At 42.8% G+C, this 19,519-nt stretch carries 23 protein-coding genes; 16 read left to right on the top strand and 7 right to left on the bottom strand.

The features are described 5' to 3' along the window. Positions 1-158: 158 nt before the first annotated feature. From O3627_RS01315 to O3627_RS01325, 3 genes are read right to left on the bottom strand one after another with little or no spacing between them, the layout of a single operon-like run. A complete protein-coding gene (locus O3627_RS01315; protein ID WP_227963741.1) occupies positions 159-977 on the bottom strand; it encodes a TIGR03943 family protein in 819 nt (272 codons plus the stop codon). Next, entirely contained in the window at positions 974-1,879 is a 906-nt protein-coding gene (locus O3627_RS01320; RefSeq protein ID WP_002897212.1) for a permease, read from the bottom strand. The genes O3627_RS01315 and O3627_RS01320 overlap by 4 nt, the downstream gene beginning before the upstream one ends. After that, a complete protein-coding gene (locus O3627_RS01325) occupies positions 1,876-2,013 on the bottom strand; it encodes an SPJ_0845 family protein (RefSeq protein WP_002897213.1) in 138 nt (45 codons plus the stop codon). Before O3627_RS01325 ends, O3627_RS01320 begins: the two co-directional genes overlap by 4 nt. A gap of 178 nt (positions 2,014-2,191) precedes the next feature. On the opposite strand from O3627_RS01325, the gene O3627_RS01330 reads away from it, so the two are divergent. From O3627_RS01330 to O3627_RS01365, 8 genes are all read left to right on the top strand, one after another. Further along, positions 2,192-4,324, top strand: coding sequence for a Tex family protein (locus O3627_RS01330; RefSeq protein ID WP_371621243.1), 2,133 nt, complete (start codon positions 2,192-2,194; stop codon positions 4,322-4,324). Then, positions 4,311-4,748 (top strand): SprT family protein, encoded by a 438-nt coding sequence (locus O3627_RS01335; protein WP_371621244.1) that lies wholly within the window; start codon positions 4,311-4,313, stop codon positions 4,746-4,748. Before O3627_RS01330 ends, O3627_RS01335 begins: the two co-directional genes overlap by 14 nt. Positions 4,749-4,885: 137 nt before the next feature. Next, positions 4,886-5,161, top strand: coding sequence for a PspC domain-containing protein (locus tag O3627_RS01340; RefSeq protein WP_032907817.1), 276 nt, complete (start codon positions 4,886-4,888; stop codon positions 5,159-5,161). A gap of 205 nt (positions 5,162-5,366) precedes the next feature. After that, on the top strand, positions 5,367-5,858 hold the full coding sequence (locus O3627_RS01345) for an NUDIX domain-containing protein (RefSeq protein WP_002906107.1): 492 nt from the start codon (positions 5,367-5,369) through the stop codon (positions 5,856-5,858). A 138-nt stretch (positions 5,859-5,996) separates the two neighbouring features. Then, the gene (hprK, locus tag O3627_RS01350) at positions 5,997-6,932 is read left to right on the top strand and encodes an HPr(Ser) kinase/phosphatase (protein ID WP_002894971.1); all 936 of its coding nucleotides are present in this window, start codon (positions 5,997-5,999) and stop codon (positions 6,930-6,932) included. Beyond that, positions 6,925-7,710: a prolipoprotein diacylglyceryl transferase gene (gene lgt, locus O3627_RS01355; protein WP_002909314.1), complete on the top strand. Its 786-nt coding sequence runs from the start codon at positions 6,925-6,927 to the stop codon at positions 7,708-7,710. Before hprK ends, lgt begins: the two co-directional genes overlap by 8 nt. A gap of 57 nt (positions 7,711-7,767) precedes the next feature. After that, a complete protein-coding gene (locus O3627_RS01360; protein WP_002897219.1) occupies positions 7,768-8,166 on the top strand; it encodes a DUF948 domain-containing protein in 399 nt (132 codons plus the stop codon). A 15-nt stretch (positions 8,167-8,181) separates the two neighbouring features. Further along, entirely contained in the window at positions 8,182-8,661 is a 480-nt protein-coding gene (locus tag O3627_RS01365; protein ID WP_371621245.1) for a YtxH domain-containing protein, read from the top strand. Between the two features lie 127 nt (positions 8,662-8,788). On the opposite strand, the gene O3627_RS01370 is transcribed toward O3627_RS01365, so the two are convergent. Beyond that, positions 8,789-9,091: a DUF3270 family protein gene (locus O3627_RS01370; RefSeq protein WP_002894977.1), complete on the bottom strand. Its 303-nt coding sequence runs from the start codon at positions 9,089-9,091 to the stop codon at positions 8,789-8,791. Positions 9,092-9,221: 130 nt separating this feature from the next. Between O3627_RS01370 and O3627_RS01375 the strand changes: the two genes are divergently transcribed. The 3 genes from O3627_RS01375 to O3627_RS01385 all read left to right on the top strand — a co-directional run bounded on the left by O3627_RS01375 (position 9,222) and on the right by O3627_RS01385 (position 12,001). Beyond that, positions 9,222-10,151 (top strand): peptidase U32 family protein, encoded by a 930-nt coding sequence (locus O3627_RS01375; RefSeq protein ID WP_176798671.1) that lies wholly within the window; start codon positions 9,222-9,224, stop codon positions 10,149-10,151. A 167-nt stretch (positions 10,152-10,318) separates the two neighbouring features. Next, the gene (locus O3627_RS01380; protein ID WP_125382723.1) at positions 10,319-11,605 is read left to right on the top strand and encodes a U32 family peptidase; all 1,287 of its coding nucleotides are present in this window, start codon (positions 10,319-10,321) and stop codon (positions 11,603-11,605) included. A 72-nt stretch (positions 11,606-11,677) separates the two neighbouring features. Continuing rightward, positions 11,678-12,001, top strand: a complete 324-nt coding sequence (locus O3627_RS01385; protein WP_002923994.1) for a CHY zinc finger protein — start codon at positions 11,678-11,680, stop codon at positions 11,999-12,001. A gap of 26 nt (positions 12,002-12,027) precedes the next feature. Here O3627_RS01385 and O3627_RS01390 read toward each other — a convergent pair whose 3' ends face one another. Beyond that, positions 12,028-12,384: a hypothetical protein gene (locus tag O3627_RS01390; protein ID WP_002899965.1), complete on the bottom strand. Its 357-nt coding sequence runs from the start codon at positions 12,382-12,384 to the stop codon at positions 12,028-12,030. A 90-nt stretch (positions 12,385-12,474) separates the two neighbouring features. On the opposite strand from O3627_RS01390, the gene O3627_RS01395 reads away from it, so the two are divergent. Next, positions 12,475-12,687 (top strand): YdbC family protein, encoded by a 213-nt coding sequence (locus O3627_RS01395; protein WP_002897227.1) that lies wholly within the window; start codon positions 12,475-12,477, stop codon positions 12,685-12,687. A 24-nt stretch (positions 12,688-12,711) separates the two neighbouring features. Here O3627_RS01395 and O3627_RS01400 read toward each other — a convergent pair whose 3' ends face one another. Then, positions 12,712-13,257 (bottom strand): biotin transporter BioY, encoded by a 546-nt coding sequence (locus O3627_RS01400; RefSeq protein WP_125382722.1) that lies wholly within the window; start codon positions 13,255-13,257, stop codon positions 12,712-12,714. Between the two features lie 470 nt (positions 13,258-13,727). On the opposite strand from O3627_RS01400, the gene O3627_RS01405 reads away from it, so the two are divergent. Beyond that, positions 13,728-14,459 (top strand): cyclase family protein, encoded by a 732-nt coding sequence (locus O3627_RS01405; protein WP_268701757.1) that lies wholly within the window; start codon positions 13,728-13,730, stop codon positions 14,457-14,459. 353 nt (positions 14,460-14,812) lie between these two features. On the opposite strand, the gene gorA is transcribed toward O3627_RS01405, so the two are convergent. Then, positions 14,813-16,162 carry a glutathione-disulfide reductase gene (gene gorA, locus O3627_RS01410; protein ID WP_343091918.1) on the bottom strand — a complete coding sequence of 450 codons (1,350 nt, stop codon included), beginning with the start codon at positions 16,160-16,162 and terminating at the stop codon, positions 14,813-14,815. Between the two features lie 209 nt (positions 16,163-16,371). Between gorA and O3627_RS01415 the strand changes: the two genes are divergently transcribed. The 3 genes from O3627_RS01415 to O3627_RS01425 are packed head-to-tail and all read left to right on the top strand — an operon-like array spanning position 16,372 to position 19,485. Next, positions 16,372-17,535 (top strand): efflux RND transporter periplasmic adaptor subunit, encoded by a 1,164-nt coding sequence (locus O3627_RS01415; RefSeq protein ID WP_343091917.1) that lies wholly within the window; start codon positions 16,372-16,374, stop codon positions 17,533-17,535. Next, positions 17,519-18,217 carry an ABC transporter ATP-binding protein gene (locus tag O3627_RS01420; protein WP_002897232.1) on the top strand — a complete coding sequence of 233 codons (699 nt, stop codon included), beginning with the start codon at positions 17,519-17,521 and terminating at the stop codon, positions 18,215-18,217. Before O3627_RS01415 ends, O3627_RS01420 begins: the two co-directional genes overlap by 17 nt. Continuing rightward, a complete protein-coding gene (locus O3627_RS01425; protein ID WP_061592583.1) occupies positions 18,217-19,485 on the top strand; it encodes an ABC transporter permease in 1,269 nt (422 codons plus the stop codon). The genes O3627_RS01420 and O3627_RS01425 overlap by 1 nt, the downstream gene beginning before the upstream one ends. The last annotated feature ends 34 nt before the right edge of the window (positions 19,486-19,519 follow it).

The following is a 19,519-nucleotide window of genomic DNA, read 5'->3' on the forward strand; positions in this document are numbered from 1 at the left end:
TAAATGATGTCTCTATTTTATCACAATTTTTCTAAAGATTGTATTCAGAAATTCGGTTTCTGAAAAGGGAGACAAATAGAAAGAAATTGACCGCTGCTTGAAACATATTCAAATACAAAAAATGAGGCTTAGACACGATTGTGCCAGCCTCGTTTTCTTTATTCAAATACCCGATAAACGTAAGGATTGTCCGGTTTTTCTACCTTATCAAAGCTTTCAACTTCTAGAGTTGGCAGGCTTTGCCCCAAACTTTTATGGTAGTGCATGGTAATTTTTCCCTTGGCATGAATCCAGGTATTATTCTCGAAATGCTGGGTATTTCCAGTCGTCAAGAGGCCATAGACACCTGAGTCGGCGATACAATGGATAATACCGAAGCGAAAAAGAAATTGGCTCTTCTGGTCGCTGGGGTCATTGTAGACAAAGCCGGTGAACTCCAGCGTTTTGCCTACAAACTCGTCGGGATAATCATAGATGACCTCCATGATTTCCATGTAGTTCTCAGTTGTGACCTGAATGGTATCTTGCTTGACATATTTCTTGGCGGCTGCCCGCATTTCTTTTTCGTAAGCCCCTTTGGTAAAGTAGGTGCTGGTATCCGGCTTTAGGTATTGGCTGGTTGTGCCTTCGTCCTGCTGAATAGCAGTTGAAGTTCCCTCAGCCAGCGGGAAATGAAATCCTTTAGCCGAAACTGTTGTCGAATCCAAGGTAACAGTTGGAAAGAAAATTCCCACAAAAAGTGGAATGACAAGGAGCAGCACGCTACCTAACTTGGCCCAGCGAGTGTTTAAATGACTGTGGACCTCCATCCTCTTCATCCAGATGATAAGCTGCACAACTGCTAAGACAAAGGACAGAATCATAGATAGATAGGCCAGATAGGAGTAGTGGAGATTGATATATTGGTTGAGCTTGCCTGTCAGCTGCAGATACATGGTAATCTCAAAGTAGCCGACTAAGATTAAAAATCGAATCATAGCACTACCCCCACAAGCCAAGAGTAAAGAAAGACGACGACGGTAACCAGGCTGATAAATTGCCAGATAAAGCGCGTCTTAAAGTAGTTTTTCATCATCAGCAGATTCTTGACATCTAGCATAGGCCCAATGACCAAGAAAGCTAAGACTGGCGATAAGCCGAAACTAGCAATCAAGGAGCTTCCAATGAAAGCATCAGCTTCACTGCAAAGTGAGAGCAGGAAGGACAGCAGCATGAGCAGAAGAATAGCAACAGCTGGTGTTGAGCTGATGGAGGTCAGGATTCTGGTTGGCACATAGACCTGGACTAGGCTGGCAAAGAGACAGCCAAAAACCAGATAACGACCTGTATCGAAAAATTCGTCAATGGCCTGCACAAAGACCTGAAAAAGCTTTTGTCCCTTACTGAGATGTGAAAAGTCATGTTCATGGACTGCTTTGCGATTTTCTTTTTGAATATTGCTATCCGCAAAGAAGCCCAGAAAAATCCCTAAAAGAATAGCCACGACCATAGAACCTAAAGCACGAAGCAGAGCCATTCGGAGGGAATTTCCAAAGGCTGAGTAGGTCGCAAAGAGCACGATGGGGTTGATGACTGGAGCCGTTACCAGAAAGGGCACAGCCGTGTAACTGGGAACTTTCTTTTCTAGAAACCGATTTATAATGGGGACGATCCCGCACTCGCAAGAGGGGAAGACAAAACCAACCAAGCTTCCAAAGAAAATCCGAGTCCATTTGTTCTTGGGCAGGAAACGATAAACCTTGTCTGGCGTGACATACACCTCGATAAAGCCAGAAATGATACTTCCGATTAAGACAAAAGGCAGGGCCTCAATGATAATGGAGAGAAAAATGGCACCAGCTTGCAGGACACTGGCCGGTAGCTGAGAGAAGAAGTTCATTCTTTCTTATCCTTCTCATTTTTAGATTTTTTCTTGTCTTCCTCAGGGAACTCTACCTTTTCCATCTTGGGCAGGGTCGCAAATTCCTCGAACATTTTGTCCAAATCATCTGATCTAGTAAATTTAACAGCCATAAAGGCACCTCATTTCTAAAATAATAATTCTATTATACTACCAATTATCAAAAAATGAAATTTTGAGACATAAGAGACCCTTTGTCGTTAATTTACCCTAAATTTTTTTGTACAAATAGTACTAAATAGTTCTAAAATAGCCTATCTTTCAAAGCACTTGTGATATAATAGGATTGTTATGGAAAATATAAATATTGAAAAAATTGCCCAGAAATTGGGCCTTAAAGAAAGCCAAGTATCACAGGTTCTAGATCTGACCGCTGAGGGAAATACAATTCCTTTTATTGCTCGTTACCGTAAGGAAATGACAGGAAATCTGGATGAGGTCGAAATTAAGGCAATCATTGACTTAGATAAGAGCATGACTGCCTTGGCAGAGCGTAAAGCGACGGTCTTAGCTAAGATTGAGGAGCAGGGCAAACTAACGAATGCTCTTTGCTCTGAGATTGAGGCTGCTGAGAAGCTGGCTGATGTGGAAGAACTTTATCTGCCTTATAAGGAGAAGCGCCGTACCAAGGCTACTATTGCTCGTGAAGCAGGTCTCTTTCCTTTGGCCCGCTTCATCCTACAGGATGCGGCTAACTTGCAGGAAGAGGCAGAGAAACTTACTAGTGAAGCCTTTCCAACAGCAGAAGCTGCTCTAGCTGGAGCAGTGGATATTCTGACTGAAGCAATTTCCGAAGATACTAAGCTGCGGGCTTGGACCTACCATGAGATGCAGACCAATTCTTCTATCGTATCCAGTCTCAAAGACGGTGATTTGGATGAAAAGCAGATCTTCCAAATTTATTATGATTTTTCTGAAAAAGTAGCGACTATGCAAGGCTACAGGACTCTGGCTCTTAATCGTGGTGAGAAGCTAGGTATTCTCAAGGTTGGTTTTGAGCACAATCTCGAGAAGATCCTGCGCTTCTTTGAAGTACGCTTCAAGGTGAAAAATGTCTATATTATCGAAGCTGTCCAGCAAGCAGTTAAAAAGAAAATCATTCCAGCCATGGAGCGTCGTATTCGGACCGAGCTGACTGAGACCGCTGAAGATGGTGCGATTCAGCTCTTCTCAGATAATCTCCGTCACCTCCTCCTGATTGCTCCTCTCAAAGGTCGCGTAGTACTGGGCTTTGATCCAGCCTTTCGGACAGGAGCCAAGCTGGCTGTTGTTGATGCGACAGGAAAAATGCTGACGACCCATGTCATCTATCCAGTAGCGCCAGCAAAGCCAGCTCAGATTGAAGCATCTAAGAAAGAGTTATCGGAGCTGATTGAGCAGTTTGGCGTGGAAATCATTGCCATTGGAAACGGAACTGCCAGCCGAGAAAGCGAAGCCTTTGTAGCAGAAGTCTTGAAATCTCATCCAACTGTCAGCTATGTCATCGTCAATGAGAGCGGGGCGTCTGTCTACTCTGCTAGTGAACTGGCTCGTCATGAGTTTCCAGAGTTGACCGTTGAAAAGCGCTCAGCTATTTCCATAGCTCGCCGTCTGCAAGATCCTTTGGCAGAGCTGGTTAAGATTGATCCTAAGTCTATCGGGGTTGGTCAGTACCAGCATGATGTCAGCCAGAAAAAGCTGTCTGAAAGTCTGGACTTTGTCGTTGATACCGTGGTTAACCAGGTCGGGGTCAATATCAACACCGCAAGTCCTGCCCTGCTGGCCCACGTAGCTGGTCTCAATAAGACTATCTCAGAAAATATTGTTAAATATCGGGAAACAGAAGGCTTGATTCGGTCTCGCGAGGCCATCAAGAAAGTGCCGCGTCTGGGTGCAAAGGCTTTTGAACAAGCAGCCGGCTTCCTGCGTATTCCCGAAAGTGATAACTTGCTGGATAATACAGGCGTCCACCCAGAGTCTTATAAGGCAGTGGAGGAGCTCTTTAAGCGTCTGGAAATCAGCAGTTTGGATGAAGCTGCCCAAGCTAAGTTAAAAGCTGTGCAGACTGCTAGTTTAGCTGCAGAGCTAGGCTTAGGAGAAGAAACCCTCAAAGATATTATTGCTGATTTGCTCAAGCCTGGCCGGGATTTGCGTGATTCCTTCGACGCGCCAGTTCTGCGGCAGGATGTCTTGGATATCAAGGATCTGCGCATCGGTCAAAAGCTAGAAGGAGTCGTCCGGAATGTCGTTGATTTCGGAGTCTTTGTGGATATCGGTATCCACGAAGACGGTCTTATTCATATCTCCAAGCTGAGCACAGACTATATCAAGCATCCTAGTCAGGTCCTATCTGTTGGTGATTTGGTCACTGTCTGGGTGGATAAGCTAGATGTGGAGCGGGAGAAGGTTAACCTCTCTCTGATAGCACCAAATGAATCTAACTAACTATGTCAAGCAGGTTTCGCTTGAGGATTTTGGCTGGGAATTCCGCCACCAAGCTTATTGGAACAAGCGCCTCCGCACTACAGGAGGACGCTTCTTTCCAAAAGATGGTCATCTAGATTTCAACCCAAAAATCTATGAAACTTTTGGGCTGGAGATCTTTCGAAAAATTGTCCGCCATGAGCTGGCTCACTATCACCTCTATTATCAGGGTAAAGGATACCGCCATGGGGATAGAGATTTTAAAGAACTGCTCAAGAAAGTTGATGGTCTGCGCTACGCTCCCGCGTTGTCCAACTCGCAATCTTTTCTCGTCTATGAATGCCTGAACTGCGGAGCACTTATCCGTCGTAGACGTATAGTCAATCTTCAAAAATACCGTTGCGGACGCTGTATGGGCAAGCTCCGTTTGTCAGAGAAAGCTTGATAGATTAGCAAGAGAGTTCCTTGAAGAACTCTCTTTTTTAAAGAATGAACTTTCTAAGGCATAATCAGCCTTTGGCCCGATTGTTTTCTCATGAAATATGGTAGAATAAAGTAAATATGATCATTGAGGTCTCTATCATGAACGTGAAATTCTATAAGTTGAAAAAGAATCGACTGATTTCCGGTGTCTTGTCCGGTCTATGTGATAAATTTGATTTTGATCTGAGCTTGGTGCGCTTCCTCTTTATTATCTTTACTGTGGTCAATTTCGGCTTGGGAATTCTCATCTATATCCTGCTGGCCATGGTTATGCCCTATAAAGAAGACATAGAAGAAGAAATGTATGGAACCGGCCCGCGCAAACGAAAAGAAGCAGAAGCTATCGAAGACGATAAAGACGGCTGGTTTTGGTAATTCTTAATAAAATAGAAAATTTCGGGATGCACTCCCGATTTTTTACTTGAAGTAGGGAATGTTTTAGTAAGACATTTCTATACCGTGATTTATTTTCTGCTTGCTTCTTTTAGATAAAATCTAAAAAAGAAGCAGGATAGAAAACCAGGTAAATTGACACTTAAAAACTTCACCAAAATATTAGCAATTTATCTAAGGAGGAAATATGACAGAAGTTTGGAATGCCTATGACTTAAATCGAAATCAACTCCCTCATCTCCTGGTTCGAGGAGAAAAAATTCCTGAAGGACAGTTTCATCTCTGTGTTAATGTCTTGGTTCGCCATCAGGATGGTGATATTCTCTTTATGCGACGGTCAGCCAATAAAAGCCTTTATCCTGGCTATTATGAGTTCGGAGCAGGCGGCAGTGTGCTGGCTGGAGAGGATAGTCTGACAGCCGCCTTACGTGAATTAGAAGAAGAAACAGGCTTGGTTCCTGACAGCATCAGACTTTTGGAGCAGGTGTGCTCTGTCAATGATCAGTGCCATTTCGACTACTATGAGGTGGTTGTGTCTGGCGATAAGAGTCAAGTCCGCTATCAGGAAGGCGAAACAGATGCTCATGTCTGGTTGCCTCTGAAAGAGGTCCCAGATTTTGTAGAAAACCATCCTTGTTTTAAGAACCAAAAGAAGATTCTTAACAGCCTGCTTGACTAAGACCATGGCTGTTTTTCTATTTTTACTAAAAAGTTGATTTAAATCAAAATATTTTTTCGTTCTAAAATCAATCTTAAAGATTCTTTTGAGGTAAAAATTTGCTATAATAGAAGCAGACAAATTTGAAGGGAGAAGACAATGTCAGTAAAGGTCAAAGACCTCTTAAAAATGTCTCGTCTGTCTCAGGAGTACGGTGATAAAGTATTACTGGAAAAAGAAATTAAAACTTCAGATATTTCTCGGCCTGGACTTGAAATGACTGGATATTTTGATTTTTATACACCCGAGCGGATACAGCTGATTGGGATGAAAGAGTGGTCTTATCTGATGAAGATGAGCTCTCATAATCGCCATCAAGTACTGTTGAAAATGTTCCAGCCTGAGACGCCGGTGGTTATCATTGCTCGAAATTTAGAGATTCCTAAAGAAATGATTGATGCGGCTGATGAGAAGCAGGTTGCTATTCTTAGAAGCAAAGCCTCTACTAGCCGCTTGTCTGGAGAAATTTCCAGTTATCTTGATTCTCGGCTGGCTGAGAGAACCAGTGTTCATGGGGTCCTGATGGATATCTATGGCATGGGTGTTCTCATCCAAGGGGACAGTGGAATTGGTAAAAGTGAGACAGGACTTGAATTGGTTAAGCGTGGCCATCGTTTGGTTGCGGATGACCGAGTGGATATCTATGCCAAGGATGAAGTGACCCTTTGGGGAGAGCCGGCTGAAATACTGCGCCACCTATTGGAAATTCGTGGTGTTGGTATCATTGATGTCATGAGCTTATACGGAGCCAGTGCAGTCAAAGATTCTTCTCAAGTTCAGATAGCTGTCTATTTGGAGAATTACGATACTCAAAAGACTTTTGACCGTCTAGGTAATGATACAGAGGAGCTGGAGGTTGCCGGTGTCAGAATTCCACGTATTCGGATTCCTGTAAAGACTGGCCGCAATATCTCAGTCGTGATTGAGGCTGCAGCGATGAACTATCGAGCTAAGCAAATGGGCTATGATGCTACTAAGATCTTTGAAGAGCGCCTCACCGATTTAATTAGCCGGAATGAGGTGAAACATGATTGATCCAGTAGCTATCCAACTTGGTCCTATCAGTATTCGCTGGTATGCCATCTGTATTGTCACAGGCTTAGTATTAGCCGTTTATCTTGCCATGAAAGAGGCTCCGCGTCGGAAGATTATTCCTGATGATATTTTGGATTTTATCCTAGTAGCTTTTCCTGTAGCCATCGTTGGTGCCCGACTTTATTACGTGGCTTTTGAATGGGATTATTACGGTAAGAATCTGATAAAAATCATTGATTTTTGGAATGGCGGAATAGCAGGTATTGCCATTTACGGTGGGCTGATAGCTGGTGCTATCGTTCTCTACTTTTTCTGTCGGAGAAGGTTGATTCATCCAGTTGATTTTCTAGATATTGCAGCACCAAGTGTGATGATTGCCCAGAGTATTGGTCGCTGGGGAAATTTTGCCAACCATGAGGCCTATGGTGCGGCAGTTAAGAGTTTGGACTATCTGCCTAGCTTTATTCGGGAAAATATGTATATCGAGGGTAGCTATAGACAGCCAACCTTCCTCTATGAATCTGTATGGAATCTGATTGGTTTTATCTTGATTATTGTTCTCCGCCGTCGGCCTAAGTTGCTGAGACAGGGAGAAATCGCCGCCTTCTATCTAATTTGGTATGGATTTGGTCGGATGATCATTGAGGGTATGCGGACAGACAGTCTCATGTTTGCTGGTCTGCGTGTTTCCCAATGGCTATCTCTGATTCTTATTTTTGTCGGAATCGGCATCATCATATACCAAAGAAAAAAGCAAGCCCCTTATTATCAAGAATAAGAAATTCTTAGAGCCGCTGACTCTTGTAAGAGATGTCTGCAATGAAAGGAGAGAAATATGATAATTGAAATTGCTTATGCATTACTAGCGGTAGCGCTCATTATCTTCGTGATTTACTTGACGATTACTGTCAAAAATCTGGGCGAGAAAGCTGGTAAAATGCTAGATGAAACAGAAAATACCATCAAGGTCTTGACTTCTGATGTCAATGTGACCCTTCACCAAACCAATGATTTACTGGCCAAGGTCAATGTCTTAACTGACGACATCAATCAAAAAGTCGCAACCATTGATCCTTTGTTTACAGCTGTTGCGGACCTGTCTGAGTCCGTTTCAGATTTGAACGTTCAGGCGCGTACGCTGAGTAAAAAAGCGGTGTCTGCTGGTAAGGGAACAGTCAAAACTACAGCTGGTTTATCTGCTTTGCGTTTTGCTTCAAAATTGTTTAAAAAATAAGAAAGAAGGTCTATTATGGGAAAATTTTCATCACTGTTATTGGGCGCTGTTACTGGTGCAGCTGCTGCCTATTTTCTGACCAGTAAGAAAGGAAAGGAAACGACAGATAAGGTTCGAGACTTTGTTAAGGAATACCAAGAAAATCCTGATGATATTCACGAAGCTGTCGTTCAGTCTGCTAAAGACTTTTCAAATCAAGCTGTCAGCGCAATTCAACAAACCAAGGAAAAAGTTGAGAAAGGCGAGATTACAACTGAAACAGTCATCGAATCTGTCAAAGAAACGACAAAATCAGTCGTTGACTACTCACAAGATAAGTTTAACGAAATCAAGGAAAAATTTGATAAGGAAGAAAGCAGTTTAGCTGAGGAAGAACCGGTGTTCTTCGAAAAAGAAGAGGAACCTTCAGAAGAAATCATCATTGACTTCGGAGCAGAAGCGACAGAAGGTCAAGAAGAAAAGACTGCTGAAACTGATAATCAAGAAGAAAAATAAAACAAAGAAGATTAGCAAAATTGCTAGTCTTCTTTGTTTGCAAGAACGAAAAAAGAACCGAGGACATAAGGCGTCTTCGATTTCTTCTTATATTTTTATTTTAAAATCGTAGAATCACAGGGTCGGTTTATTTGCTAGTTTGGCGTTTCTTTGCGAACAGACGATAAGATTGAATGCTAATCAGGCTGGAAGCAATGGCCAAAGTGAAGGACATAAATGTATTCATTTTCAAGCTCAAAAATACAAAGCTAAACAAAACTGTCAAGACACAGAAAACAGCAATATTTAAGAAGAAAAAGAGTTCGCTTAATCTTGGTGATGTTTCTGCTTCAGGTAGGTATTCTTGATAGAGCGGTGTTTGTTCAGATTCAATTTCTTGATAGTAGTAGTCAGTTGGGTCATCATATTGTTGGTATTTTCTTACGTGCATAATTCTCTCTCCTTACAGTACCCTCTAATTCTACCATTTTTTTGCAGTTCAAAATATTACAAAAAAGTTACAAAACGAATAAATTCGAATGAAAAACCACTCCTTTATATTTTTTTGCTATAATGGTTTTATGAAAAAGATAATTATTACAGCAACAGCTGAAAGTATAGAGCAAGTTGAGGAACTTTTGGAGGCAAATGTCGATCGAATTTATGTCGGAGAGAAAAATTATGGCCTTCGTTTACCTCATAATTTTAGTTTAGACGAATTAACTCGAATTTCTGACTTGGTTCACCAAGCAGGGAAAGAATTGACAGTTGCAGTAAACGCTCTCATGCATCAGGAAATGATGGATAAGATTAAGCCCTATCTTGATTTTCTGCAGGAGATTGGGGCAGATTATATTACCGTTGGAGATGCTGGTGTTTTCTATGTGCTGCAGCGCGACGGTTATAAATTAAAGACCATTTACGATGCCTCGACCATGGTTACCAGTAGCCGCCAGATTAACTTTTGGGCAAAGAACGCAGGAGTTTCAGAAGCTGTCTTGGCGCGTGAGATTCCTTCGGCAGAGCTTTTTAAGATGCCTGAGATTCTGGAAATTCCTGCTGAAGTCTTGGTCTATGGGGCTAGTGTCATCCATCACTCCAAGCGTCCTCTTTTGCAGAATTACTATAATTTTACTCATATCGATGATGAGAAGACGAGAGAACGGGACCTCTTTCTGGCAGAACCTAGTGACCCGCAGAGCCATTACTCGATTTTTGAGGACAATCATGGTACTCATATTTTTGCCAATAATGACTTGGATTTGATGACCAAGCTGATAGAGTTGGTTGACCATGGATTCTGCCACTGGAAGTTGGAAGGTCTCTACACACCTGGTCACAACTTTGTCGAGATTGCTAAGATTTTTGTAGAGGCGAGAGATCTGATTGAAGCAGGCAAGTTTAGCTCAGACCAAGCATTTGTACTGGATGAGGCGATTCATAAACTGCATCCGAAAAATCGTTTTCTCGATACAGGATTTTATGACTATGATCCCGATATGGTAAAATAAATTTAGAAACGAGAATTCTTTTTAAGAGTTCTTTTTTGAATTAATTCGAAAAATCTAAAAATTAGAATTGTGAAAATAATTCAAAGAACCTTGCTTTTAGGGATGAATTACTATAAAATAATATGGATTAGACATCGACACTTTTATATTGCAAATAGGAGAAAATGATGGCAAGAAAGTTGAAACGACCAGAGGTGTTATCGCCTGCTGGTACTTTGGAAAAGCTAAAAGTAGCTGTTCGATATGGAGCAGATGCTGTTTTTATTGGCGGACAGGCCTATGGTCTGCGCAGTCGGGCTGGGAACTTTACCTTTGAACAGATGGAAGAAGGTGTTCAGTTTGCGGCTCGTTATGGGGCTAAGGTCTATGTCGCGGCCAATATGGTCATGCACGAGGGGAATGAAGAGGGAGCTGGTGAGTGGTTCCGCCGTTTGCGGGATATCGGGATTGCAGCTGTCATTGTTTCAGATCCGGCTTTGATTGCTATCGCAGCATCAGAAGCACCTGGTCTGGAAATCCACTTGTCTACTCAGGCCAGTGCGACCAACTATGAAACGCTGGAATTCTGGAAAAATCTAGGACTGACTCGTGTTGTCCTAGCTCGCGAAGTTTCTATGGCTGAGCTGGCTGAAATTCGCCGACGGACTGACGTTGAAATTGAAGCCTTTGTTCATGGAGCCATGTGTATCTCCTACTCAGGCCGCTGTACACTGTCCAACCACATGAGTATGCGCGATGCCAATCGTGGTGGCTGCTCCCAATCCTGCCGTTGGAAATACGACCTCTATGATATGCCTTTTGGACAAGAACGTAAGAGCTTGAAGGGGGAAGTTCCAGAAGAATTTTCTATGTCCGCAGTTGATATGTCCATGATTGACCGCATACCAGACATGATTGAAAATGAAGTGGATAGCTTGAAGATTGAGGGACGGATGAAGTCCATTCATTACGTTTCTACTGTGACTAACTGCTATAAAGCAGCTGTGAATGCCTACTTAGAAAGTCCTGAAAAGTTTGAAGCTATCAAGCAGGACTTGGTCGATGAGATGTGGAAGGTTGCTCAACGAGAATTGGCCACAGGATTCTACTATCATACTCCAACTGAGAATGAGCAGCTGTTCGGAGCGCGACGCAAGATTCCAGAATACAAATTTGTAGCTGAAGTAGTAGCTTATGACGCAGACAGTCAGACAGCGACTATTCGTCAGCGAAATGTTATCCATGAAGGCGATCAGGTTGAATTTTACGGACCGGGTTTCCGTCATTTTGAAACCTTTGTCACAGACCTTCGTGATGCTGATGGTAACAAAATTGATCGAGCTCCTAATCCGATGGAGCTTCTGACCATTCACTTGGAGCAGCCTGTAGAGGCTGGCGATATGGTGCGGGCTCGAAAGGAAGGCTTGATTAATCTATACAAGGAAGATGGCACTAGCGTGACCGTCCGAGCTTAATCTTATATTCATAGGTGGCTTTTTAATCTAAAAGCCATCTTTATGAATTGAGGTTATCAGAGAGGAAATAGCATGATTCAGGTTTACGGAGATACTCTTGATGAGGAGACTCGCTGCCAGCATTATCATAGTGAGAGAGATGTCATAGCTCTTAAGTGCTTTGCTTGTCAGAAATACTATCCTTGTTTTCTCTGTCATGACCGCTACGAAGACCATGCTTTTCTAGCCTATCCTGTGAGTCGCTCAGAAGATCGAGTAGTTCTTTGTGGTCATTGCAGGACCGAGTTGACTATTTCACAGTATCTTGGCTGTGAGGATGCTTGTCCTATCTGTACTCATCCTTTTAATCCAGGATGCAAGAAGCATCGATCAATTTATTTTCAGACAAACAAATAACTCTTCCATCCAGCTGGATAGAAGAGTTATCTTTTGAAACGACGGTTGGTGATGCGAATGTCTTTCTTTTGGGCTTCACGGATATTATTGGGTACGAGACTGATTCGCTTGATGTCCTGCACGCGGATAATAGTAGTCATACTTTTCTTAAAATTTTTGATAATCAGTTGCAGGCGCTCGCGATCGTATTTGACAATATCGCCAGTGAAGCTTTTATCCAGAAAGATAACGTGGACACCAGATTGTTTACGCAGAGCTAGCTCGATGGTACGCAGAATGCGGCCGCTGTCCTCTGGTCCTTGTTCATTCTTTTTGCCACTGATAAATTCGTTGGCTCTTTGTAAAATCATTTCGAGATATTTTTTCATAGCTAAAATCTCCATAACTTGTTACAATATATTATATAACAAAATTCCCTAAATTGTAAATTCTTTTACGAATTATTAGTTGGAAAATAAAACAAGAGGTGAAATATGGCAGAATTTACATTCGAAATCGAAGAAAAACTTCTGGTCCTATCTGAAAATGACAAGGGCTGGACCAAGGAGCTTAATCGCGTTAGCTTTAATGGAGCACCAGCTAAGTATGATATTCGGACTTGGAGCCCAGACCACAGCAAGATGGGCAAGGGAATTACACTTTCTAATGAAGAATTCCAAGTTCTCGTGGATGCATTTAAAAACTGATAGAGAAAGCTCTATCAGTTTTTTCTATTTCTCTGAAAAGTAGGGATGGAATTTCAGACTCTTAAAAATAGGAATGCTGATAATGGTGATGGCAACCATTTTTAGCAAGTCAGGCAGAATAAAAGGAGTTAGGCCAACCGCGACCGACTTAGAGAAATCAAATCCTCCTAAGAAATGGAGGCCTAGGATACCACCGACAAAGACGAGAACATCACCCAATACATTGGCTATAAAAATCATATAGAAAGGACTGTCCTTGTGGCTCAGACTGGATGTCACAAGGGCAAAGAGTAAGTAGAACCAGAGATATCCGGCGCTTGGGCCAAAGAGAGCCTGAAAACCACCGCTTCCTCCAGCAAAGACCGGCAGGCCAATAGCTCCCAGCAGCAGATAAATAAAGACTGACAAAACCGCTTCGCGAGGTTTGAAAATCGTCGCAATCAAACCGACAGCAAAAGTCTGCAGCGTGATGGGAACGGGGCCAATGGAAATAGTTAATTGGGATAGGACAGCTAGGAAAGCAGCTCCTATAGCTGGGAGGGCAAGAAGAAATGCTTTGTTTTTGTTCATAAATAGTAAACCTCTTTTTATTTTTATGGTAACTATTTTAAAAGCTAAATAAAAAAAAGTCAAGTCCTTCTTAATCGGACGAGACAATTATACAGACAGATTTTCATTTCCGTTTCTTGCTTCTGATAAGCAAGACAAAGAAGGCGATGAGGCCAAAAATATTAAAGAAAAGGATGCCCAAGGCTGCAAGAAGCTTTTTCGTTTTACTCATCTATTTTCCTCGTTTCTGGATTGCTTTGTTCTATCATATCAAAATTTTCAATGTTTGAATAGATTTCATTAGAAAAATTAGCTATAGCTTCAAACTATATTCTTATCAATAAAAAAGGATTATCTAAAAGAGCTATAAAGAATTGCAGCAGCACACTTTGATTGATATAATAATGCAAAAGTAAATAAGAGTTTTTGCTAGAGGTGTGGGTGCGTAATCAACATCTTCCCAAGCAAGACTGACTAGATTGGAGAAGCATATGACAGATTTATTAAAAATTTATCAGGAACTACAGGAGAAAAAATGGGTCAACTTGTCCCATCAGATCAAGGAAGATAGTCCGCATTTTCCAGCTCTGCCTGCCTTGGAGAAGAAGGACATTTTCACTTTGAAAGATGGTTTTCATGTTCAGCAGTTTTCTGTAGTTGGCCAGTACGGGACTCATATTGATGCTCCGATTCATTTTGTGGAGGGTGGTCGCTGGTTGGAAGAGATTGAGCTAAAAGATCTTTTCCTGCCTTTGGTGGTTATTGATAAGTCTAAGGAAGTAGCAGAGAATCCAGACTTTATTCTGGGCAAGCAGGATATTTTAGATTTTGAAGCGGAGCACGGGAAGATTGAGGCAGGAACATTTGTTGCCTTTCGCTCAGACTGGTCCAAGCGTTGGCCAAGTCAATCAGCTATGCGCAATCTGGATGATCAGGAGATTCAGCATACTCCTGGGTGGGGTCGAGATGCTCTAGAGTTTCTTATCCATGAGCGTGGTGTCAAGGCGGTAGGTCACGAAACTTTTGATACAGATGCGGGTATCCCCACAGCGGAGCATGGACTGCTCAATGAATACTATCTTTTGGAGCAGGACATTTATCAGCTAGAAGTTATGACCAATCTGGATCAGCTGCCGGCTAAGGGTGCTCTCATCTCGATTAGCTTTCCCAACTGGCATCAAGCCAGCGGTTCACCAGTGAGGGCTGTAGCTATTTTACCATAAAGAAAAAGGAGTCTGAGGTTTCATTTCAGGCTCCTTGTCTCATATAATAACTAATAAATAGATTGCTTTTTATAATCTTTGGAATTTCTTGATGTATATTTGACAATTTAACCTTTAAAATAGTGATGCAGTAGTCTATGGTCTGAAAAAATTCTGAATTTCTTCTATTAGACTGATATTTGAAAGGAATGTCAAATGAACCTCAAATAGCTTAAATCGCAATCTTACAAAAATGTAAGATTCGTCTGTAAAATGAAAGATTAGGTTATGGAACGGTCAACATCTTTATTATAAAATGGTAGCAGAAGTCAAAAAGAGGCTGGAATACCAAACCTCTTCTGATTTTGAATTTTTTATCGCATGGTAACGAATTCTTCGGAACCGGTCGGGTGAATAGCAACTGTAGCATCAAAGTCAGCCTTGGTAGCGCCCATCTTGATAGCAACTGCGAAACCTTGAATCATCTCATCTACTCCGTAGCCAATACCGTGAAGGCCAACGACTTTTTCATCCTCACCGGCAGTGATGAGCTTGAACTTGGCCTGTTGGCGGTGCTGGGTGACAGCTGAGTACATGGATGTGAAGCTAGATGTGTAAACGTGGATATTTTCTGCTCCGTAAGTCTTGATAGCCTCTACCTCAGTCAGGCCGACTGTCCCAATAGCAGGATGGGAGAAGACAACAGTTGGAATAGTTGAGTAGTCCATTTTAGCATTTGTTTTACCATTGAAAAGACGCTCAGACAGGGTTCGTCCAGCCTTGATAGCAACAGGAGTTAATTCTTTTTCACCTGTTACATCGCCTAGAGCATAGATGCCTGGTACAACAGTGTTTTGGTACTCATCTACAGAGATGAAGCCACGTTCATTGAGAGTGACGCCAGCTGCTTCCAGATTGAGGTCTTGGACGTTTGGTTTACGACCAATTGCCCAAATAACATGCTGGGCTGTGTGGCTGCTGCCATCTTCAAAGTAGAGCTTGAGCTGACCATCAGGCAGTTTTTCCAGCTTTTGCGGAATCTTATGGGTATGAAGCTGGAGTCCAGAGTTCTCCATTTCTTGGAGCAGGCCGTCAATCAGATAACTGTCAAAGTTGCGCAGTGGTCGATCCTTACGAACAAAAAGATCTGTTTTAACTCCTAGAGCATGGAGCACGCCAGCTAGCTCAACTGCTATATATCCTGCTCCGACAATGGCTACAGATTCAGGTAACTCTTCCCAAGCAAAGACATCGTCGGAATTCTCGCCGTAGCCTGCGCCAGGGATATTTGGAATAGCAGCATGAGCACCCGTCGCGATAACGATATGCTTGGCGCGAATAAGCTCGCCGTTGACTTGGACAGTGTTTGCATCCACAAAACGGGCACGTCCTTCGATTAGCTCAACCCCATTCCGCTTGAAGCTACCGTCGTAAGATGAACGTGCTCGGTCAATGTATGCTTCGCGATTTTTCCGAAGAGTAGCAAAATCAAAAACATGATTATCAGAGGTAAATCCGTAGTCTGGTCCATAATGATGGATAGCTTCAGCTATTTGAGCTCCGTACCACATAATCTTCTTTGGGACACAGCCGACATTGACACAGGTGCCACCTAGTTTCTTTTCTTCAATAACGGCAACCTTAGCACCGTATTCGCCGGCCCGATTCATGGTAGCAATCCCCCCGCTGCCACCGCCAATAGCAATCATATCAAATTCTTTCATCTTGTTAGAATCTCCTTCTATTATATGAGGTAATTGTACCTTTTTTAGCAGGTGAATGCAAAAATCTGCTACGGATTTTAGCGGAGTGACTATTTGAGATAAAATAGCAACCATTTGTGAAAAACTGTAAATTTTTTTAGAAGAATTATGATAGCCTTGTGATATAATATAACAAAAGAAAATCGTTTTCATCAAGAGGAGGAAAAAAGATGAAAAAGTTAAAGAAATGGCAATTATTTAGCATTATTGGAGCTACGATTGCAGTTGTTGCAGGAGCAATTCTCTTCATGTTTTTAAACGGAGGGAATCCTTCTGAGATGCCTGTCGATACGACTCCGCTGGTTCAGAAGGCCAAGGAAGGCTCAGTAGCTTCTTCAGTCTTGCTGACAGGAAATGTCACAGCCAGCAATGAGCAGTACATCTACTATGACAGCACCAAGGGTGACTTGGAAAATGTACTGGTCAATGTAGGCGACCAGGTGACTGCCGGTCAAGCATTGGTTACTTATAAAAGTGCAGAGGCTCAGGCTGCTTATGATGCGGCTGCTCGGGCGGTTAGCAAAGCTGATCGTCAATTGCATGACTTGCAAACCAATGGTGTGACTGTAAATACGACTGGCGACGAAGAAGCAGATGGTGCGTCTGAAGCTCAGGCTCAGCGTTCTGTGGAGTCTCAGGCAGCTGACCTGCGCGATGCTCGAGCTGATGCAGTGGATAATATGAACAAAGCACAAGCTACTCTCAATGCCTTGACAGTGACCAGCACAGCAGATGGTACAGTCGTAGAAGTCAACCGCGATGTTTCAAAATCAACAACAGGTGCTACTCAAACCTTAGTTCACATCGTCAGCAATGGAAATCTGCAGATTAAGGGTGAATTATCCGAATACAATCTGGCTAACTTGTCTGTAGGTCAAGAAGTGACCATTACATCAAAAGTTTACCCAGACAAGAAATGGACTGGTAAAATCAGCTACATTTCCAACTATCCAAAAGACGGCCAGCAAGCAGCAGCTCAGCCATCTGGAACAGGTGGCAGCGGAACAGCTTCAGGCTCTAAATATCCATTTACAATTGACATTACCAGCGAGATTGGTGAGCTCAAGCAAGGTTTCTCTGTCAACATTGAAGTTAAAAACAATACTCAGGGACTCATTGTGCCAGTCAGCAGTGTGGTAATGGACGGAGACAAGAACTATGTTTGGGTTCTGGAAAAAGGAATTGCTAAGAAGACAGAAGTAACGCTCGGAAATGCTGATGCTGAAAATCAAGAAATCTCATCTGGTTTGACAAAGGATAGTAAAGTTATCATCAATCCGACAGATAGCTTGAAAGACGGTCAAGAGGTGAAATCTTATGAAGAAGCTAATTGAGTTAAAAAATATTAATAAGAGCTATCGCAATGGAGACCAGGAACTGCAGGTATTAAAAGACATCAGTCTGGAGGTTGAAGAGGGCGAGTTTGTTGCCATCATGGGACCGTCTGGATCTGGTAAGTCTACTTTGATGAATATCATTGGGATGCTGGATCGTCCGACCACTGGTGAATATCATCTAGGAAGCGAAGAAGTCGCTAAGCTAGGTGATAAGAAGCTGGCCAAGGTTCGAAATAAGCAAATCGGCTTTGTCTTTCAGCAGTTCTTTCTCTTGTCTAAGCTTAATGCCTTGCAAAATGTGGAACTGCCCTTAATCTATGCAGGTGTCGGTCTATCTAAACGTAAGTCCTTGGCCGAGCAGTTTCTGACCAAGGTGGAGCTGGACACGCGGATGCATCACCTGCCTTCAGAGCTTTCCGGAGGACAGAAGCAGCGGGTAGCTATTGCGCGTGCTTTGGTCAATAATCCTTCTTTGATTCTGGCTGACGAACCAACAGGAGCCTTGGATACTAAGACTGGTGAGCAGATTATGGAGCTCTTGACTGAGCTCAATCGAGAAGGGAAAACCATTATCATGGTAACCCACGAGCCTGAGATTGCTGCCTATGCCAAACGGCAAATTGTCATTCGTGACGGCGTCATCTCATCTGATAGCGCTAAGGAAGGAGGACTAGCCTAATGCAAAACTGGAAATTTGCCATTAGCTCCATTCTTGGACACAAGATGCGGTCTTTCCTGACCATGATTGGGATTATTATCGGAGTGGCTTCGGTTGTGGTTATCATGGCTTTAGGAGATTCCATTACCCGGCGGGTCAATGAGAGTTTTACCAAAAGTCAGAAAAACATGCGCCTCGTTTTTTCTCCTAAAAAGAGCAAGGACGGCTCCTACACACAAACAGCTGATCTCTATTCAGTAAATGTGGAAGATGAAAGCGAAGAAGTGGTGGAGCCCCCCAAGGCCCAGGAAGCATGGGTTAAGGAATTGACCCATATCAAGGGAGTGGATGGCTACTATGTGACCAACTCTGCTATGGAAACCTTTAGCTACGAAAATAAGCAGGCTGAGCGCGTCAACTTTGTCGGCGCAAACATGACCTATATCCAGGTAAAAAAATACAAAATCATTGCTGGTCGTGCTTTGAGGCAGCAAGACTATCAAGGCTTTGCAAGTGTTGTGCTGCTGGACGAAGATCTGGCTGCGAACCTCTTTTCTTCCGCTGAAGAGGCAATCAATAAAATTGTGACAGTGGGTGCCAGTAACTATCGAGTGATTGGGGTTTATAGAGATCCTGAAACTGCTGCTGCATCTGGCTCCATGCAGGTCTATGGTGGTAATGCCATTACGACCAACACTCTTATAGCTGCTAACTTTGGAGTAGATGAAATTTCAGAGATTGTTCTTCGAGTGAATGATACTAGCTTAGTTCCAGAACTTGGCCCTAAGGTTGCCAAGAAATTAACAGAAATTGCTGGCCTCCAACAGGGCGAATATCAAGTGACAGATGATAGTGCCCTCTATCAGGAAGTACAAAATATTTATGGTGCCATGACAGGAGTTATCGGTGCCATCGCCGGAATCTCTCTCTTTGTTGGTGGTATCGGCGTTATGAATATCATGTTGGTATCGGTCACTGAGCGGACTCGTGAAATCGGTCTGCGAAAAGCTCTAGGAGCAACACGTGGCAACATACTGATGCAATTTTTGATTGAGTCTATGATTTTGACACTGATTGGTGGGTTGATTGGACTGGTTCTAGCTGCGGGACTTGCGTCTGTGCTAGGCTCAGCCATGAGTCAAATGCTGGAAGGAACTCCAGTAACGGTATCCCTGCCAGTCAGCATCGTCAGCCTTCTCTTCTCAGCAACCATCGGTGTTCTCTTCGGTATCTTGCCAGCCAACAAGGCCTCTAAACTAGATCCAATTGAAGCACTGAGGTATGAATAATATAATAAAAGTCTGGGAAACCAGACTTTTTTGT

The sequence above is a fragment of the Streptococcus sp. 27098_8_82 genome, assembly GCF_041431615.1.
In the GTDB taxonomy this organism is placed as follows: Bacteria; Bacillota; Bacilli; order Lactobacillales; family Streptococcaceae; genus Streptococcus; species Streptococcus sanguinis_K.

Bases quoted from the DNA above. Each gene is read 5' to 3' on its own strand.
- O3627_RS01315 (WP_227963741.1), bottom strand. From the start codon at position 977: ATGATTCGATTTTTAATCTTAGTCGGCTACTTTGAGATTACCATGTAT.
- O3627_RS01320 (WP_002897212.1), bottom strand. From the start codon at position 1,879: ATGAACTTCTTCTCTCAGCTACCGGCCAGTGTCCTGCAAGCTGGTGCC.
- O3627_RS01325 (WP_002897213.1), bottom strand. From the start codon at position 2,013: ATGGCTGTTAAATTTACTAGATCAGATGATTTGGACAAAATGTTCGAG.
- O3627_RS01330 (WP_371621243.1), top strand. From the start codon at position 2,192: ATGGAAAATATAAATATTGAAAAAATTGCCCAGAAATTGGGCCTTAAA.
- O3627_RS01335 (WP_371621244.1), top strand. From the start codon at position 4,311: ATGAATCTAACTAACTATGTCAAGCAGGTTTCGCTTGAGGATTTTGGC.
- O3627_RS01340 (WP_032907817.1), top strand. From the start codon at position 4,886: ATGAACGTGAAATTCTATAAGTTGAAAAAGAATCGACTGATTTCCGGT.
- O3627_RS01345 (WP_002906107.1), top strand. From the start codon at position 5,367: ATGACAGAAGTTTGGAATGCCTATGACTTAAATCGAAATCAACTCCCT.
- hprK (WP_002894971.1), top strand. From the start codon at position 5,997: ATGTCAGTAAAGGTCAAAGACCTCTTAAAAATGTCTCGTCTGTCTCAG.
- lgt (WP_002909314.1), top strand. From the start codon at position 6,925: ATGATTGATCCAGTAGCTATCCAACTTGGTCCTATCAGTATTCGCTGG.
- O3627_RS01360 (WP_002897219.1), top strand. From the start codon at position 7,768: ATGATAATTGAAATTGCTTATGCATTACTAGCGGTAGCGCTCATTATC.
- O3627_RS01365 (WP_371621245.1), top strand. From the start codon at position 8,182: ATGGGAAAATTTTCATCACTGTTATTGGGCGCTGTTACTGGTGCAGCT.
- O3627_RS01370 (WP_002894977.1), bottom strand. From the start codon at position 9,091: ATGCACGTAAGAAAATACCAACAATATGATGACCCAACTGACTACTAC.
- O3627_RS01375 (WP_176798671.1), top strand. From the start codon at position 9,222: ATGAAAAAGATAATTATTACAGCAACAGCTGAAAGTATAGAGCAAGTT.
- O3627_RS01380 (WP_125382723.1), top strand. From the start codon at position 10,319: ATGGCAAGAAAGTTGAAACGACCAGAGGTGTTATCGCCTGCTGGTACT.
- O3627_RS01385 (WP_002923994.1), top strand. From the start codon at position 11,678: ATGATTCAGGTTTACGGAGATACTCTTGATGAGGAGACTCGCTGCCAG.
- O3627_RS01390 (WP_002899965.1), bottom strand. From the start codon at position 12,384: ATGGAGATTTTAGCTATGAAAAAATATCTCGAAATGATTTTACAAAGA.
- O3627_RS01395 (WP_002897227.1), top strand. From the start codon at position 12,475: ATGGCAGAATTTACATTCGAAATCGAAGAAAAACTTCTGGTCCTATCT.
- O3627_RS01400 (WP_125382722.1), bottom strand. From the start codon at position 13,257: ATGAACAAAAACAAAGCATTTCTTCTTGCCCTCCCAGCTATAGGAGCT.
- O3627_RS01405 (WP_268701757.1), top strand. From the start codon at position 13,728: ATGACAGATTTATTAAAAATTTATCAGGAACTACAGGAGAAAAAATGG.
- gorA (WP_343091918.1), bottom strand. From the start codon at position 16,162: ATGAAAGAATTTGATATGATTGCTATTGGCGGTGGCAGCGGGGGGATT.
- O3627_RS01415 (WP_343091917.1), top strand. From the start codon at position 16,372: ATGAAAAAGTTAAAGAAATGGCAATTATTTAGCATTATTGGAGCTACG.
- O3627_RS01420 (WP_002897232.1), top strand. From the start codon at position 17,519: ATGAAGAAGCTAATTGAGTTAAAAAATATTAATAAGAGCTATCGCAAT.
- O3627_RS01425 (WP_061592583.1), top strand. From the start codon at position 18,217: ATGCAAAACTGGAAATTTGCCATTAGCTCCATTCTTGGACACAAGATG.